The sequence below is a fragment of the Paracoccus ravus genome, from assembly GCF_004522175.1.
GTDB classification, from domain to species: Bacteria; Pseudomonadota; Alphaproteobacteria; order Rhodobacterales; family Rhodobacteraceae; genus Paracoccus; species Paracoccus ravus.
The window spans coordinates 1-17,270 of sequence record NZ_SDEB01000027.1 but is presented as its reverse complement, the minus strand read 5'-3'; the positions used below and the strand labels follow the sequence as shown (position 1 = coordinate 17,270).

General features: G+C 61.9%; 10 protein-coding genes and 2 pseudogenes. 3 read left to right on the top strand and 9 right to left on the bottom strand.

Features of this window, described 5'->3' with window-relative positions:
- Positions 1–308 precede the first annotated feature (308 nt).
- A pseudogene (locus ESZ60_RS21890) lies at positions 309–509 on the top strand (hypothetical protein); the annotation flags it as partial.
- 287 nt (positions 510–796) lie between these two features.
- Here the strand turns inward: ESZ60_RS21890 and ESZ60_RS21410 are convergent.
- The 3 genes and pseudogenes from ESZ60_RS21410 to ESZ60_RS17050 form a co-directional block, all read right to left on the bottom strand.
- Positions 797–1,009: pseudogene (locus ESZ60_RS21410) on the bottom strand (IS110 family transposase); the annotation flags it as partial.
- 291 nt (positions 1,010–1,300) lie between these two features.
- Positions 1,301–1,969 (bottom strand): flagellar hook capping FlgD N-terminal domain-containing protein, encoded by a 669-nt coding sequence (locus ESZ60_RS17055; protein ID WP_134681923.1) that lies wholly within the window; start codon positions 1,967–1,969, stop codon positions 1,301–1,303.
- A 5-nt stretch (positions 1,970–1,974) separates the two neighbouring features.
- The gene (locus tag ESZ60_RS17050) at positions 1,975–3,531 is read right to left on the bottom strand and encodes a flagellar hook-length control protein FliK (protein ID WP_245155752.1); all 1,557 of its coding nucleotides are present in this window, start codon (positions 3,529–3,531) and stop codon (positions 1,975–1,977) included.
- Between the two features lie 108 nt (positions 3,532–3,639).
- Between ESZ60_RS17050 and ESZ60_RS17045 the strand changes: the two genes are divergently transcribed.
- A complete protein-coding gene (locus ESZ60_RS17045) occupies positions 3,640–3,876 on the top strand; it encodes a chemotaxis protein chel (protein WP_245155750.1) in 237 nt (78 codons plus the stop codon).
- A gap of 36 nt (positions 3,877–3,912) precedes the next feature.
- Here ESZ60_RS17045 and ESZ60_RS17040 read toward each other — a convergent pair whose 3' ends face one another.
- The 6 genes from ESZ60_RS17040 to glgB all read right to left on the bottom strand — a co-directional run bounded on the left by ESZ60_RS17040 (position 3,913) and on the right by glgB (position 15,010).
- On the bottom strand, positions 3,913–5,334 hold the full coding sequence (locus ESZ60_RS17040) for a mechanosensitive ion channel family protein (protein ID WP_167620205.1): 1,422 nt from the start codon (positions 5,332–5,334) through the stop codon (positions 3,913–3,915).
- A gap of 136 nt (positions 5,335–5,470) precedes the next feature.
- Positions 5,471–7,870, bottom strand: coding sequence for a glycogen/starch/alpha-glucan phosphorylase (locus ESZ60_RS17035; RefSeq protein ID WP_134681920.1), 2,400 nt, complete (start codon positions 7,868–7,870; stop codon positions 5,471–5,473).
- 155 nt (positions 7,871–8,025) lie between these two features.
- Positions 8,026–10,116 carry a glycogen debranching protein GlgX gene (gene glgX / locus ESZ60_RS17030; RefSeq protein WP_134681919.1) on the bottom strand — a complete coding sequence of 697 codons (2,091 nt, stop codon included), beginning with the start codon at positions 10,114–10,116 and terminating at the stop codon, positions 8,026–8,028.
- A complete protein-coding gene (gene glgA, locus ESZ60_RS17025; RefSeq protein ID WP_167620204.1) occupies positions 10,113–11,546 on the bottom strand; it encodes a glycogen synthase GlgA in 1,434 nt (477 codons plus the stop codon). The genes glgX and glgA overlap by 4 nt, the downstream gene beginning before the upstream one ends.
- Entirely contained in the window at positions 11,543–12,802 is a 1,260-nt protein-coding gene (gene glgC, locus ESZ60_RS17020; protein ID WP_134681917.1) for a glucose-1-phosphate adenylyltransferase, read from the bottom strand. The genes glgA and glgC overlap by 4 nt, the downstream gene beginning before the upstream one ends.
- 15 nt (positions 12,803–12,817) lie before the next feature.
- A complete protein-coding gene (gene glgB / locus ESZ60_RS17015) occupies positions 12,818–15,010 on the bottom strand; it encodes a 1,4-alpha-glucan branching protein GlgB (protein WP_134681916.1) in 2,193 nt (730 codons plus the stop codon).
- A gap of 124 nt (positions 15,011–15,134) precedes the next feature.
- On the opposite strand from glgB, the gene ESZ60_RS17010 reads away from it, so the two are divergent.
- Positions 15,135–16,778, top strand: coding sequence for an alpha-glucosidase (locus ESZ60_RS17010; RefSeq protein ID WP_134681955.1), 1,644 nt, complete (start codon positions 15,135–15,137; stop codon positions 16,776–16,778).
- The last annotated feature ends 492 nt before the right edge of the window (positions 16,779–17,270 follow it).

Genomic DNA, 17,270 nt, shown 5'->3' with positions numbered 1-17,270 from the left:
TGACGTAATGCAGCCCCGGCAACGGGATGCAGGGCGCGGCGCGGCGAGTCGTGGTTCGTCCGGGTTTGGAGTGGCTCGGTGAGGCGTGGCGGTCACGGTATGGATGGGCAAGTTACGGCAAGGCGTGGTAGGTCACGGATTAGGGGCGGTTCCTTTTTGGAGCCGCCTTTCCATTTCGGCCAGATCGCGCAAAGAGGGTCTGTGTGTGGGTCCAGCGAATTATCCTTTTTTACCAATACTGACCAAGGACTCACTGTCCGCCATAACATCATGATTTATTATTTATAATCAGATAAATATCGGCTCAGATGAGGTGCCTCAGGTTACACATCGTGTTCCTGCTCTTCGAATTCGGATCTTTTCGTGTCATGTGTCGGCACATCCAGCTCAAGTCCAATACCGACTATTTCCGCCGCCGCATCCCTGCCGATTGTCGTGAATTGCACCGTGATCCGGTGACGCGAAAGAAGCCTGATCAGCTCTTCTTCTCCCTGAAAACCTCGGACAAGGCTCGGGCCTGCAAGCTCGCCAACAGCCATACGCTGCGGCTTGATGCGCTGTGGAAGGCCATCGGGCTGGCAATGCTGATCCCAAGGCCTCTCTGGCTCAGTTGGAGGCTGCTGGCGTTGGCCGGAGAGGTTCCGACGAAGAAGACGGCGACCGGGAGCTCTCAGCTCAGGAGAAGCTCACCCTCGACATCCTCGATACGGGGCGGGTTCCTCGTCTGCTCAGCGACGCCAAGGACAAGCACATCGAACTTGGGAAGCTTTCCAAGGAGCCCAAGCAGATCCAGCAGTTCATGTCCAAGTTTCTCGAAATCGCGGCCCCAGCCGTGCGCCGTGGCACACGCCTCCATGGCGATGACACACCGAGGAACCTGCGACTTGAACCCCAGTAGCGGATTACGGCTGAGTTTCTTGCGAAACACGATAGACCCGTCGCCGTCAGCTCCGTGCAGGTGGAAAATGCGCTTTGCCAGATCAATCCCAATAATTGTAACCCCGGACATGGATGCTCCCTCCCTCTGTGATGGCTTCAACACTCATCACATTGGCACATTGCGATGCCGTCAGATGGGGGCATCCACGCCATCAACATGACCTAGCCGGATGCACCGCTGCCACCCTTCCCCCACGGTGGCTATACGGTTCAAGCCGCACCCTAATATCACCCGTCACCACAAACCGCTGCTCGTCCATTCAGGCGTCGCTTTGGGAAAGCTCGAATCAGACATCCGCCGCAACAGGAATCTGCATGTCCACGGGCCCTAGACTCAGCGGTCCTTCGGCGCGCAGGTCACTTACCTGGCACTACGCAATTTCAACACGTCATCTACCAAGGCAGAGGTGTCCCCCTTCAGGAGGATTACCGATCCAAGATCCGATGCCTCGACGCCGGTGACCTCGGAGAATACGGCCGCTACGCCGGTCGCGACGACCGCATCATTCTCGAAATATTCTGTTTGAAGCTGATACACGCCTTGCGGCAGTTGCGTTCCGGCCTCGTCAAATCCGCTCCATTCGAACTCGGTCGCCTCGACGGGAATTGTCTGGCGCATGATCTCGGTACCCGACGAGTCCCGCACCACCAGATTTGCCGAGGTCGCGGCAGAGTAACCAGCGGTCTGCACGGTTATGGGATCGCCGTCATATACCGCAGGGCTATAGGTGAGAACCTCGCGCCCGATCCAGTCGGCATATTGCGCAAGGGTCGAGCCGGTGGTGCCCGACAAGATTTGTGACAGCAGATTATTCGTCTGGATCTGCTGCTCGACCCCCGAGAATGTCGCCAGTTGCACCGCGAAGTCGGTGCTTGCCATGGGATTCAAAGGATCCTGGTTCTGAACCTGGGTGGTCAACATGCGAAGAAACGTCATGTAATCGCTGCCGTCGGTTGCGGATGCCGAGGAGGATGCGAGGCTGGTTGTCGCCGCAGCGACGCTGCCCGTTCCGGAAACGCTGTTTACCATTGCTGTCAAATCCTCATGTCCAGCCGGCGAAGCGATAGGGCCTCTCTGATCGTCTCAGGCCGTTCGGCAGCGCTTTCGAGTAAGGGTTCAGCCCCGACGAATGCTGAGTTTCGTTGGGTGAACTTGGGGTGCTGGGCGCCGCCTTCCCGGTCTCCGAAGGTCAACGAGGCCCCCGAAAGGCCGGCGTCGCGCAATTCGCGGCTGAGGGCGTCGGCATTGCGGCGCATCAGTTCCAGCGTCTCGCGGTTGTCCGCATAGACCGAGATGGTCAGCTTGTCCCCGTTCACCACGATCAGCCGGACCTTTCCAAGCTCCTCGGGTGTCAGCGTGATCTCGATCACGTCGTCATCGCCGGCGCTCAACCGTTCTGTGAGATGGCGGGCGATTTCGCGCGGTTCCGCAGCGACCGGAACCGGAGAGACAGCTTGCGCAACGACATGGCCGGGCATGGGGGCTGCCTTGTGCCAGATGATCTCAGAAGGAATTGGCTCTGATCTATCCGAGATCTCCATCTTCTCGATCGGGATGGATATTTCTGACGGGGGCGGGGGCGGGGTCGCCTCAGAGGATGGGGGCAAGGGCGCAGAAAGGGGGCCGTCCTTCGCGATCGGCCGAGAGGGGGGCATGGCCGTTTCGGACGGCTCATCGCTGGGAGGCGAGATCATGTCCCGAGGCGAGGGCGGCTGAATTATGGGTTGGAGATCATACCCCCTTGAGAGAACCAGCCTGTGATTTGCGGAAGGGACCGGCCATGTCGCGGTCGTGACGGGGGCCGAAAGAGGGCCGGGGATGTTCGCTATGTCTGGAAGTTGGGCGCTGTCCTCGGGAAGGGAGTTTTCCGACCCGACCTGCGATGGGGGAGCCAGGGTCGCGGTCGCGCCCGGGATGCTGTTCACGGCTTGCGGGATCGTTGGGGGCAGGGGTCCGGCGGAAAAAGCCTCGCCTTCCAAAAACTCGGGGGTCAGCTTCGTTTCAGCGGTTTCGCCGTTCTCTTGGGGAAGGGATCCGGGTGCCGCCGAAAGCGAGAGTGTCGGGCGAATTGGGTTTTCCTCACGTCGTGAGAAATCCGGATGCGGCAAGGGTAGGGGCGCGCCAATCTCGGTCGGTTGTTCGGAAGCCGATGGTGGATCCGTCTGATCTGCGGGCCGAGAAGTCCTCGGCCTCGGTATTTCGGCCAATGCGCCCTTATCGGTAAAATGCGTGTCAAAAACACCGGGGGCCGATGCTTCGTCATCGGCAGTCTCGGTGCTTGACCGGGGCACGATCGACGGCTGGACAGGATCGGCGACGATTTCAGCTGTGACATCAACGCGGGAAATCCGGGATTTCTGGCCTTCGTCTTTTTCCCCGGCAGGGTCGCCGTGTTTGAAGGACAGTTCCACGAGTTCAGGGGCCGGTTCGTCGCTTTCGGCCAATGGCAAGGCCTCAGCCGGTAAGGTTTCCTTCGCGATGGTTTGCCTTAGGAACTGTTCGAAATTGACAGCTTCGCTTTCGGGAGTTTCCAGTTTCTGTCCGGTGAGCACCGGAATGCCCGGCAACAAAAGCGATCTGACATTTTCCATCAAGGCGTGATTCCTTCAATATCGCCTCTCTGTCTTACCTTTGAGAAATTACCAAATTTTTACTCGGGCAGGTTATGGAGGGTGCCCGAGAGCAAAGGGATGACGGCAATGGAAATCCAGAATAACAATATGGCGGCCATTTCGACCGCCGGCAAAAAAGCAAGTGCGACCACAGGCATCGAGAAACTGTTCCTTGCGGAAATGCTCAAGGTGGCGGGGCCCAAGCCGATCTCCGGTGCGTTCGGCGGCGGGATCGGCGAGGAGCAGTTTTTCAGTTGGGCAAATGAGATCACCGCAGAGTCCATTGCGAAACGGATCGATCTGGGCCTCGGCCAGGCACTGTAAGCGCCGATCACGCGAACTGGGGCCGTTGCGCCACCGTCAGGAGGCAGGGGCGGGCTTGGTCGCGCCTTTGACCACGTTCAGTTCCCGGCCGAACCGTGACACCAGATCCCAGCGGACCCGGTCGCGCTCGGCGGTGCGCACCCAGGGCCAGCAGGTGAATGTATAGGCGTCGCCGCTGACGGCGCTCAGCGTCAGGCTGGGGGCCGGATCGTCAAGCACGTCCGGATGCTCTTCCATCAGCTTGCGCAGCATGGACTCGGCCTCTTCGAGGCTGTGCTTGGAGGCGTCCACCTCGATTTCCAGCGAGAGACGGCGGGTGTCGGCACCCGTCGAGTTGACGATCACATCCTCCCAGATCTTGTTGTTGGGAACGATGACCTTGCGGTTCTCGGCTGTGCTCAGATGGGTCGAGAACAGGGAAACGCGCTCGACCTCACCAGCGACGCCGGCCGCCTCGATCTCGTCGCCGGAATCGAAGGGGCGCAGGAACAGGATCAGCATGCCGCTGGCGAAATTGCTGATCGTGTTCTGCAGCGCGAAGGCCAGGATGAAGCCTGCGGCGCCAAGGCCCGCGAGGATCGGGGTCATATTCGTGCCGATCCATGACAGGCCGATGAGAAATCCGATCAACCCGCCGATCCTGGCGATCCAGCGGCGAAGGAAATGCCGCATCAGCTTCGAGGTCAGTCGCGTCTTGCGCAGCCCCAGATTGACGATGAGGCTGAGGAACCAGCCGACAAAGATCCCGCCGATCGTCCAGAGCAGAACCGTCACGATCCTGCGTGCAAGGCGTCTGCCGCCATCCTCTGCCTCGGCCCAGACCTTGAGAGTGAGCCAGGCGGAATGAAGGTTGGTCATGTCCAGATCGACGCCGCCGACATCCTTGATATAGGCACGGTAATTGGCGGTGTCCTCGGGCGGTCCGCCCTTGTCCTCATAGGCGTCCATGACCTCGCGAAAGCGGTCCGAGATATGGGTTCGCGTCTCGCGCAACCCGCCGATTTCTTCGGTCAGGGCCTCTTGTTCCGGGGTGAGTTGAGTTTCCGCGCCTTCGGGCTGCGCATCTGCGGGCTGGTCCTTTTCCAATTCGGCGTTCAGGCGCGCCAGATCCGCCTCGGCGGCGCTGAGATCGGCCACGGCTTTGCGCAGACTGTCCTGCCAGCCCGACATCTCGATCTTGAGCTGGTCCAGCGTCAGGGGTTTCAGCAACAGATCCAGTTCTTCGGTGGCAATCTCGAGATTGGCGTTGGTGATGGGCTTGCTGTCGTCGCCGGGTGCGATGATCTCGGTCAGGGCGGTGCGGACATCCTCTTGCGAGACGGGGGGCGGCGGATCATCCGCGGGCATCAGCACCTGCGCATGAAGAGCCCCGGATGCGCCAAAGAGCATCCCGCCGCAAAAGGCCAAGGTGGCGACAAGCCGGCTCTTTCGATTTCCGTCATTTCCCAAGAACATCATGCAGATCGTCCCCTTTTCGAAATGTCGTGTCACCGTAGGCGACGAGCCTGCCGGTCCTTGCTTTGCGTCCTCAACCACGGAAGGTAACACAGCAAAACGTGGCATGTGCGGCTTTTGTCTGCTTTTTGTTCACGCCTCAGGGCGTCGCAGGACCGACCTTCCAAATATCCGCCATATAGCCGCGGATGGTCCTGTCGGACGAGAAATAGCCTGACCTCGCGATGTTCAGCGCGGTCATCCGGTCCCAGTCTCGATGATTGCGGTATGTGGCGTCGATCCGGCGCTGGCAGGCGAAATAACTTTCGAAATCGCTCGCGACAAGAAAGGGATCGTCATTCCAGGTCCGGTCGAGCAGCGCAAAGTACTGTTCCGGGCGACCGAAGCGTCCTTCGGCGATCAGTTGCAGCGCAACTTTCATGTTCTCGCTTTTCTCGATCGCCGCACGAGCATGGCCGGGGCGTGCCTTTTCTGCGGCGGCCTCGGCGGCGGTCAGCCCGAAGAGAAAGAAATTCTCGGCCCCGACCATTTCGCGGATCTCGACATTGGCCCCGTCGAGCGTGCCAATGGTCAATGCGCCGTTCATGGTGAATTTCATATTGCCCGTGCCCGAGGCTTCTTTCCCGGCGGTCGAGATCTGCTCGGACAGGTCGGCGGCGGGGATCAGCCGCTCGGCCATGGAGACATTGTAATTCGGCGGATAGGCGATCTTGAGGAATTTCGAGGTCACCGGGTCGTCATTGATCTTGCGCGCCACGTCATTGATCAGATGGATCACGGTCTTGGCTGTCCAGTAGCCGGGTGCCGCCTTGCCGCCAAAGATCTTGAGGCGCGGCGTCCAGTCGCCATTGGGGGATTCGTGGATGCGGTGCCACAGGGCGATCGTCTCGAGAATGTTGAGAAGCTGGCGCTTGTATTCATGCATGCGCTTGACCTGCACATCGAACAGCGCCTCGGGGTCTGGTTTGATCCCCAGATCCGACAGCAGCCCGTTAGCCAAGACCACCTTGTTCTGGCGCTTAGCCCCGCGCAGCGCGGCCAGAAATCCCGCGTCTTCGGCATGGGCCTCGAGGCCTTCCAACTGGTCCAGATCGCCGGTCCAGCCCGCGCCGATCGTATGGTCCAAAAGGCGCGACAGCGGCGGGTTCGCGAGGCGCAGCCAGCGTCGCGGCGTCACGCCATTGGTCTGGTTCAGGATGCGCTCGGGGTGGAGCTTGTGCAGATCGGCAAATACCGTGCTGCGCACCAGATCGGTATGCAGCGCCGAGACGCCATTCACATGCCCCGCCATGATGAAGGCCAACTCGCCCATCCGCACCTCGTCATGCTCGATGATGCCGGTATGGGGCGGGCGATGCGTCGCCGCGCGATGCGCCTCGTCGATCATTTGGATGATCTGCAGATGTCGCGGCAGGACATCGCCCATCAGCCAGGTGGACCAGCGCTCGAGCGCCTCGGGCAAAAGCGTGTGGTTCGTGTAGTTCAAGGTGCGCCGGGCAATGTCGAGCGCCTGATCGAAGCTCAGCCCGTGTTCGTCCATCAAGAGACGGATCAGTTCCGGTCCGGCAATGGCGGGATGGGTGTCATTGAGCTGGATCGCCACCTTGTCGGGCAGCAAGGCCAGATCCTCGCCATGTTCTGCGGTGAAGCGGCGGATGATGTCCTGAAGCGCCGCCGAGGTCAGGAAATATTCCTGCTTCAGCCGCAATTCCTTGCCCTGATCGGTCGTGTCATCGGGATAGAGCACGCGCGACAGCGTCCGGGCCAGAGCCTCGGGCTCGGCGGCAGCGGCATAATCGCCCGCGTTGAACCGGTGCAGATCGAACAGGTTCGTAGGCTGCGCGCCCCAAAGCCGCAAGGTATTGGCCCATTTTCCCTGCCAACCGATGACCGGCGTGTCATAGGCCCGCGCGATGACGCTTTCGCCGGGATGCCAGACGCTGTGGCCGTCCACGTTCTCGACATGGCCCTTGAAGCCGATCGTGTAACTGTAATCGATGCGGGTGAATTCCCAGGGATGGGGCTGGTTCAGCCAATCCTCGGGCGTCTCGACCTGCTGGCCGCCTTCGAAACGCTGGCGGAACAGCCCATGCTCATAGCGGATGCCATAGCCGAAGGCCGGAACTCCCAGGCTCGCGAGGGATTCCATGAAACAGGCCGCAAGCCGCCCGAGGCCGCCATTCCCCAAGGCCGCGTCGGGCTCATCTTCGAGGATATCGGTCTTGTCGAGGCCAAGCTGGGCCAGAGCCGCATCCATCTGCTGATCGAGGCCAAGATTGACGATGGCATCGCCCAGAATGCGCCCGATCAGGAATTCCATCGACAGGTAATAGACCCGCTTCAGCTTGCCATCCCGCGAGGCACGGTGCCCGGCCATCCAGGGCGTCACGATCAGGTCGCGGATTGTATAGCTGACCGCCAGCCGCCAGTCGAAGACAGTGGCGAATTCGGGTCCGCGACCCTGCGTATGGGTCAGGTGGTACAGGATCTGATCCGCGAGATCTTGGGCAGAAGGAAGCTCGGACAATTCTGGCCTCATGGCTGGTGAAATCGGTCGGGATGCTTCGTCGAACAGGCTGACAGCATATTGCTGCCAGTTTTGCCCCGCATTGCATACTCGGCCGTGAGGCCGAGGGGGCGGGGCCAGCGGAACTGCCCGCAAAACAGCGCCTCTGCCCCGGAAGAAGGCCGATCTCAGGCGCTCCGGTCCCGCTCATCTGCGAGCACGAAGGCCACGACGCTGTCAGCGGCAATATGTTCGGTTTCGCCCGCAGGCTCATCGACGGGGCCAAAGCGGCTGCTGTCGATCTGCCTGCGCCAGATGCCGCGCCGGGCGGTGTCGGGCAGATGCACGGTCACATCGGGTCCGGCATTCAGCACCAGAAACACTGCGCCGCGCAGCTTGGCGTAATCTGGCGTGCCCGAGGCCATGCGCATCTCGGCGGCGAGCAGGCGCAGCTCGGGATCGGACCAATCCTCGACCTCCATCGGTGCGCCATCGGCGCGACGCCAGAAGAGATCGGGGATACCGTCCTGTTCGCGGGGCTGGCTATGCAGGAAACGCTTTTGCCGCAGGATCGGGTTGGCCTTGCGAAAGGCGATGACGCGCTGGCAGAACTCAAGAAAATTCGCGTCCTGCGCATCCCAGCCGATCCAGCCGATCGAATTATCCTGACAATAGGCGTTGTTATTGCCGCCCTGCGAATTGCCAAGCTCGTCGCCAGCAAGGATCATCGGCGTGCCCTGCGACAGCAGCAGCGTCGCCATAAGGTTGCGCCGCCTGCGGGCGCGGCGGGCATTGATCTCGGGGTCGGGGCTGGGACCCTCGACGCCGCAATTGTCCGACAGGTTGTGGTTGTGGCCGTCGCGGTTGTCCTCGCCATTGGCCTCATTGTGTTTCTCGCTGTAGCTGACCGTATCCATCAGCGTGAAGCCGTCATGGGCCGAGATGAAATTCACCGAGGCCGTCGCCGCCCGCCCGTCATGGTCGAAGCGCGCGGCCGATCCGGCGACGCGCTTGGCGAGCTTGCCCAGACGGTCCGCATCGCCGCGCCAGAAGCCCCGGACCTGATCGCGGTAGCGGTCGTTCCATTCGGCGAAGGGCGCAGGGTAGCTGCCCAATTGATAGCCGCCCTCGCCAATATCCCAAGGCTCGGCGATCAGCTTCACGCGGTTCAGGACCGGATCCTGCCCGACGGCGCGAAAGAACGACCCGTCCCGATCGAACACCCCGCCCGAGCGTCCCAGCACCGAGCAAAGATCAAAGCGGAACCCGTCCACATGCATGACTTCGACCCAGTAGCGCAGCGAATCCATCACCAGCCGCAGCGCAAAGGGCTTGTCGAGGTCGAGCACGTTTCCCGTCCCTGCGTCATTGACGTAATAGCGCGGGTCCTCGGCCAGCCGGTAATAGGAGGCATTGTCCAGACCGCGAAAGGACAGAGTCGGGCCAAGCTCATTGCCTTCGGCGGTGTGGTTATAGACCACGTCGAGAATGACCTCGATGCCTGCCTGATGAAAGCGCGAGACCATCTGCTGGAACTCGGCGATATCGCCATCGCGCATGTAGCGCGGCTCGGGGGCGAAAAAGCCATAGGACATGTAGCCCCAGTAATTCCGCAGGCCCTTGGCGGTCAGGAAGGCGTCATCGGCAAAGGCATGGACTGGCATCAATTCGATCGCGGTGATGCCGAGGCGGTTCAGGTGGTCGAGGATCGGCTCCGAGGCCATGGCGAGGAACGTCCCGCCATCGCGGATATCGGACCGCGCGGCGGTCAGGCCCTTCACATGCGCCTCATAGATGATCGTGTCGATCATCGGATAGCGCGGCGGAAAATCCGCGCCCCATGAGAAGCTGGGATCGACCACGACCGAGCGCGGCATATAGGGCGCGCTGTCGCGGGGGTCGAAGCTCAGATCGTCCTTGGTGCTCGCCATATAGCCGAAAAGCGCGTCGTTCTGGATCGGCCCTCCGGTCAGGCGCTTGGCATAGGGGTCGATCAGAAGCTTGTTCGGGTTGAAGCGATGCCCCGCGGCGGGAAGGTATGGACCGTGAACGCGATAGCCGTATTTCTGGCCCGGCCGCAGCCCCGAGATATAGCCATGCCAGACATGCCCGTCGCGCTCGGGCAGGGCGATCCGGGTTTCCGCCCCGCGCGCATCGTAAAGGCACAGCTCGACCCGCTCGGCGAATTGCGAGAACAGCGCGAAATTCACCCCCGCGCCGTCGAAGGTCGCGCCCAAGGGGGCCGGATGCCCGGCGGTGATTGCAAAGCCCGGTGTCATGGTCCCGCAATCAGCCTTTCGTAGAGCTGCGCATAGGCACGGGCCGACTGGTCCCAGCCGACCGGCTGCGCCATCGCGTTGCGCTGCATTTTGGCCCAGACGCTGGGGTCGGCATGAAGGCGGCAGAGCGTGGTCAGGGCGTTGCGCAGCGCCTCGGCGGTGACGGGGGCGAATTGCAATCCGGTCGCGACGCCGCGCGCCAAGGCGGCGGGCGAGGCATTGATGACGGTATCAGCGAGCCCTCCGGTCAGGGCGACCAAAGGCAAGGTGCCATAGCGCAGCCCGTAAAGCTGCGTCAGGCCGCAAGGCTCAAAGCGCGACGGCACGAGGATCGCATCGCCCCCGGCCATCATGCGATGCGACAACGCCTCGTCATAGCCGATGCGGACGCCGACATTGGGCTGGTGCTCGGCCAGCGAGGTAAAGGCGTGTTCCAGCCCGCGCTCGCCCGAGCCCAGCAGCGCTAGTTGCCCGCCGTGATCCAGCAATGCGGGCAGGGCCTCCAGCACCAGATCCAGCCCCTTCTGATGGGTCATGCGCGAGACAATGATGCAAAGTGGCCCGCTGGCTTCGGGCAGCCCAAACTCGGCCCGCAAGGCGGCCTTGTTCGCGGCCTTGCCGCGCGCAGTGCTATAGGGGGTGATCGCGGGATCGGTCGCGGGGTTCCAGACTTCGCTGTCGATCCCATTCAGGATGCCGGTCAGATCCTCGCGGCGCGAGCGCATCACGCCGTCGAGGCCGAGGCCAAACTCCGGCGTCATCAGTTCTTCGGCATAGCGCGACGAGACCGTGGTCAGAGCATCGGCCCCGATCAGCCCGGCCTTCAGCGCCGAGATGTTGCCCCAATATTCATAGCCCGCCGAATGAAAACGCGAAGGATCGAGGCGCAGCGCGTGTAGCCTTTCCGCCCCGGCTATGCCGTGAAAGGCGATATTATGGATGGTCAGGACGCTGCGCGTGTCCTCATTGCCCATCCGGTGCAGATATTCGACCATGAAGCCCGCCTGCCAGTCATGGCCATGCAGGACCTGCGGGTGCCAACCGCCCGCGCCAAGCGTGGCAATATGGGCGGCGGCCCAGGACAAGGCGGCAAAACGCTCGGGATTGTCGGGCCAGTCATGGCCATGCGCGTCGCTATAGAGTCCGCTCGTGCGGGCATAGAGATGTGGCGCGTCGATCGCGATCAGATCGAGCCCCGCCGCGTGCCCGGCGATCAGCCGCGCGGTTCCGCCAAAGAGGTCATCGAGTTCGGCGATCTGCGCGGCATCGCTCCCCAGCGCCGCGATGACGGCAGGATAACCCGGGAGCAGGGTCCGCATCTCGACCCTTTCGGCGGTCAGCGCGCGGGGCAGGGCGCCCACGACATCGGCCAGCCCCCCGGTCTTGACGAAAGGGGCGCATTCGGATGCGACCGAGAGAACCCTCATCAAAGCATGGCCGCCCGCTTGTCCAGCATGTCCTGGGTGATCAGCGTCACGCCGCGCGGGCTGACGCGGAAATATTTGGCGTCCTCCAGCGGGTCCTCGCCGACCACCAGCCCCTCGGGGATGGTGACGCCCCGGTCGATCACCACCTTGCGCAGCCGGGCCGAGCGATGGACCGTGACATAGGGCAGCACCACCGCGTAATCCAGAACGGCAAAGCTGTTGGTATGGACCTCGGTGAAGAGCAGCGAGTTGCGGATCTCGGTGCCCGAGATGATGCAGCCGCCCGAGACCATAGACGAGATGGCAACGCCCCGCCGGTCCTTTTCGTCATGGATGAATTTCGCGGGCGGCACGCTGATCGCATTGGTCCAGATCGGCCATTCCCGGTCCCAGAGATTCAGTTCGGGCACGAAATCCGTCAGGTCGATATTGGCCTGCCAAAAAGCATCAACCGTCCCGACATCCTTCCAATAAGCCGGAGCGCCCTCGTCCCGGACGCAGGAAACATCGAAGCGATGCGCCATGGCCTTGCCGCGTGCCACGATGTCGGGGATCAGGTCATTGCCGAAATCATGGCTGGATTGCGCATCCTCGGCATCGGCCAGAAGCAGGTCGCGCAGGAAGGCCCAGTTGAAGACATAGATCCCCATCGAGGCCAGCGCATGATCCGGATCGCCCGGAATCGCCGGAGGATCCTTGGGCTTTTCGAGAAACGAGGTGACGCGGCCCGTCTCATCGACCCCCATGACGCCGAAAGCGGTGGCCTCGGCACGCGGAACCGTCAGGCAGCCGATGGTGACATCCGCGCCGCTTTGCACATGCTCGCGCAGCATGATCTCGTAATCCATCTTGTAGATATGATCGCCTGCCAGAATGATGATGTAATCCACGTCATAGCTGTCCACGATGTCGATGTTCTGCGTCACCGCATCGGCCGTGCCACGATACCAATGCTCTTCCGAGGTGCGCTGAGAGGCGGGCAGGATGTCCAGGAACTCATTGCGCTCGGCGCGAAAGAAATTCCAGCCGCGCTGACAATGCCGGATCAGACTATGGGCCTTGTATTGCGTGGCGACGGCGATCTTGCGGATGCCGGAATTGACGGCATTGGACAAAGCGAAATCGACGATCCGGGTCTTGCCGCCGAAATAGACCGCGGGCTTAACCCGCCTGTTGGTCAATTCGTGCAGCCTGCTGCCGCGCCCGCCTGCCAGAACAAAGGCCATGGCCCTGCGTGTCAGTCGCCCGTTCTCCACCATCGCCCGTCACCTCCCTTACCGATTTTCCGTCCCAGTCAGGATCACCACCGAAAGCGGCGGCAATGTCAGTTCGACAGAGGCGGGCTGGTCGTCCAGCGGCTCTGCCGCCGCCCTGACGCGGCCCATATTGCCTTGCCCGCTTCCGCCATAGACGGCAGCGTCAGTATTGATCGCCTCGCTCCAAACGCCGGCATGGGGCAATCCGATCCGAAATCCATGACGTGGAACGGGTGTCATGTTGCAGATTGCCACCACAGAGGCATCGCCGTCGTCGCCGCATCGCTGATAGGCAATCACCGATTGCTCGGAATCGTTGCGGATCCACCGAAATCCCGCGGGATCCGCATCATGGATGTGCAGGGCAGGGGTGTCGCGGTAAAGGTGGTTCAGGTCGCGTACAAGCCTTTGCAGGCCGGCATTCAGCGGGCGCTCGGCGGCGTTCCAGTTCAACTGGTCATTGTGGTTCCATTCCTCGGCCTGGCCGAATTCGCAGCCCATGAACAAGAGCTTCTTGCCGGGATGAGTCCACATGAAGGCGTAATAGGCGCGCAGGTTCGCAAATTGCTGCCATTCGTCGCCGGGCATCTTGCGCAGCATGCTGCCTTTGCCATGAACCACCTCGTCATGGCTGATCGGCAGGATGAAACTCTCGGAATAGGCATAGATCAGCCCGAAGGTCATCTGGTCGTGATGGTATTTGCGATGGATCGACTCGCGCGACATGTAGCGCAGCGTGTCATTCATCCAGCCCATGTTCCATTTATAGCCAAAGCCCAATCCGCCCGCATCGACCCGGGCCGAGACCTTTGGGAAGGAGGTGCTTTCCTCGGCCACTGTGATGATGCCGGGGACCGCGCCATAGGTGGCGATGTTCATGCGCTGCAGGAAATCGATCGCCTCGTAGTTTTCGCGCCCGCCATCCTTGTTCGGGATCCATTGCCCCGGCTGGCGCGAATAGTCGCGGTAGAGCATCGAGGCCACCGCATCCACGCGCAGCCCGTCCAGATGGTATTCCTGCAGCCAGTAAAGCGCGTTGGCGATCAGGTAATTCTGCACCTCGGTCCGGCCGTAATTATAGATCAGCGTGTTCCAGTCCTGATGGAATCCTTCGCGCGGGTCGGCGTGCTCGTAGAGCGCCGTGCCGTCGAAACGCGCCAGCCCATGCGCATCGGTCGGAAAATGACCCGGCACCCAGTCGAGGATCACGCCGAGGCCCGCGCGGTGCGCCGCGTCGATCAGGTCGCGGAACTCATGCGGCGGGCCAAAGCGGATGGTCGGGGCGAAAAGCCCGACCGGCTGGTATCCCCATGAGCCATCGAATGGAAACTCGCTGACCGGCAGCAGTTCCAGATGGGTAAAGCCCATCTCCTTGGCATAGGTCACGAGGTCGCGGGCAAGCTCCTTGTAGGAGAGTGGACGGTTCCCTTCGTCGCGGCGGCGCTTCCAACTGCCCAGATGCACCTCGTAGATGGAAACCGGGGCGCTGCGATCCTGCTTTCCCGCACGATGCGCCATCCAGTCCTGATCGTGCCAGCCATAGCCGGTGATGTCGCGCAGGATACTCGCCTTTTCTGGCGGGTGCTGGCTGCCATATCCGAAGGGATCGGCCCGGAGGGTGACATCGCCTTGCGCATCGAGGATCTCGTATTTGTAAAGCGTGCCCTCGGACAGGCGGGGCAGGAAGATCTCCCAGACACCGCTTTCGCGCAGGCGGCGCATGGGATGACGCCGGCCGTCCCAGGCGTTGAAATCGCCAACCACCGAGACGCGGCGGGCATTCGGGGCCCAGACCGCGAAATGCGCACCGGCGATCTCGTCATGCGTGATGAGATGCGCCCCCAGCGCCTGCCAAAGGCGGCGATGGGTTCCCTCGCCGAAGAGATGCAGGTCCATCTCTCCTAGAACGGGGCCAAAGCGATAGGGATCCTCGAATTCCCAGGAGGTGCCGTCGCCCGCTTCGGCGAAAAGCCGATAGGGACCCTCGGGGATCGGGCCGAAAAAGACATCTCCCTGGTAACGGGGCAGGGGGATCTGTCCCGAGGGCGTGACGACGCAGAGCGCCGTCAGTCCCGGATGAAATGCCGTGAGCCAGCGTCGCCCGTTCGCCTCATGCGGACCCAGCACGTCGAAGGGCATGCCAAGGCTGCCTTCACGCAATGCCGCAAGGTCTTCGTCGCCCGGATATGGGGGTGATTTGAGCTTTCCCATCCAAACCACTCTACCAAGGCCGAAGATTCGGGCAATCGGCCTAATTCGCGCATAACAGGATTTGCCGAACGTTCGGCGCGTGCTTTGGTGGCAGGACGGGAATGCGGTGAAAAAGAGGGCAGTGATGGTCGAATGGTGGCGCGACGCGGTGATCTATCAGATCTATCCCCGCAGCTTTCAGGACAGCAATGGCGACGGAATCGGCGATCTGCCCGGCATCACGCGCCGGCTCGACCATGTTGCCCAGCTGGGCGCGGATGCGATTTGGCTGTCGCCGATCTTTACCTCGCCGATGAAGGACATGGGATATGATGTCTCGAATTACACCGATATCGACCCGATCTTTGGAACGCTGGCCGATTTCCGGACGCTGGTCGCACGGGCGCATGAATTGGGGCTGAAAGTCATCATCGACAAAGTCATCAGCCATTCCAGCGACGTCCATCCCTGGTTCGCAGAGAGCCGCCGTGATCGCAGCAATCCCAAGGCCGAGTGGTATGTCTGGGCCGATCCGAAGCCCGATGGCACGCCGCCGAACAACTGGCCCTCGGTCTTTGGCGGCCCGGCCTGGGAATGGGAGCCGCAGCGCCGACAATATTACATGCATAATTTCCTGACCGAGCAGCCCGACCTCAACATCTGGAACCCCGAGGTGCAGGAGGCCCTGCTCGAGACGATGCGGTTCTGGCTGGAACTGGGCGTGGACGGGTTCCGGCTGGATACGGTGAATTACTACATCCATGACCGCGAGTTGCGCGACAACCCGCCCAATCCCGAACATACCGGCCCCGACACGTTCGGCTTCCAGAAGCATGTCCATTCCAAGAACCGCCCCGAGAATGTCGCCTTCCTGAAACGCCTGCGCGCCCTGACCGACCTTTATCCCGAGCGCATGATGGTCGGCGAGGTGGGCGATGGCGGACCGACCGCGATCGAGATCATGGCGGCCTATACGGCGGGCCATGATCGCCTGCACATGTGTTACTCCTTCGAGATGCTCAGCCCGGAATTCAGCGCCGCCCATTTTCGGCGCGCGATCGAGGGGGTGCGTCAGGGTGCGCCGGACGGCCATTCCTGCTGGAGCTTCTCGAACCATGATGTGGTGCGCCATATCTCGCGCTGGGAAAGGCATGCGGTCAGCCGCGAGGCGCTGGCCCGCCAAGCCATTGCGATGCTCTGCTGCTTTCCCGGCGCGATCTGCCTTTATCAGGGCGAGGAGCTCGGCCAGACCGAAAGCGAGTTGGTCTATGAGGAACTGACCGACGCGCAGGCGCTGCGCTTCTGGCCCGAGATCAAGGGCCGCGACGGCTGCCGGACGCCCATGGCCTGGGAGGCCGATGCGCCCAATGCCGGCTATACGAGCGGCAAGCCTTGGTTGCCGGTGAAGGCACCGCAGGCGGCTCTGGCCGTGGATCGGCAAACGGGGCCGGAAAGCACGCTTTCGGCCTATCGCGCGATGCTGGCCCTGCGCAGGTCGCGCCCATCGCTGCGCTGGGGCGATATTGCCTTCATTGACATGCCGGAGCCAATCCTCGCCTTTCGCCGCACGTATGAGGGCGAGGTGACGACCTGCATCTTCAACCTCTCGCCCGGGCCGCAGTTGGTGAAGCTGCATGGGGAGGCGTCGCTCGACCCGCTCTCGGTCGCCGAGATCGGGGCAGAGGGGGTGACGCTTCCGGGGAATGGCTATGCTCTGCTGCCGGGATCGTCGGTCGAGATTTCGGCTTTCCGGGGCAAGCGGGCGCCGAAGGCAGCGGTCCGGATCTGATGGCTCGCGGTGATTCACGGGGCGGGTCGGCGTGGCCCGTGCGACGGGATTGGCCCAGGAATTGCAGGGCCTTGAAGCGGGTTTCCGGAGGCTCGGCAGGCGTGGTTTGCGGAGTGTGGCTGGCCTTTGCGGAAGGGGCCGTGGCCTGGGTCGTGCGGGGTGTCTACGGTAAATCTTAGTAATTTCAGCGCCTTGTCATTTAATTCGCATTTTCGTCATTTTTCGTCTTGCGGTCTTTGGAGCTGCGGCCTAAATACCGCCTCACCGAAACGGCGAGACGCTGAGACGGGACGGAACGGGGCGCTGGGAACGGCGGTTGGTTCTGGGAAAATCGGGAAGTCTGATGGCTTGACGGCGCCACGAAGGAAATGGCGCGGTTCAGGTTGTTTTGTTTCCCCTGCTTTTTGACATTGCGAGATATCTGAAGAGATATGCGGGCGGTCTGATCGTTATACGATTGAGAAGTTTGCATATCGGCTCTCTAGGGAAACC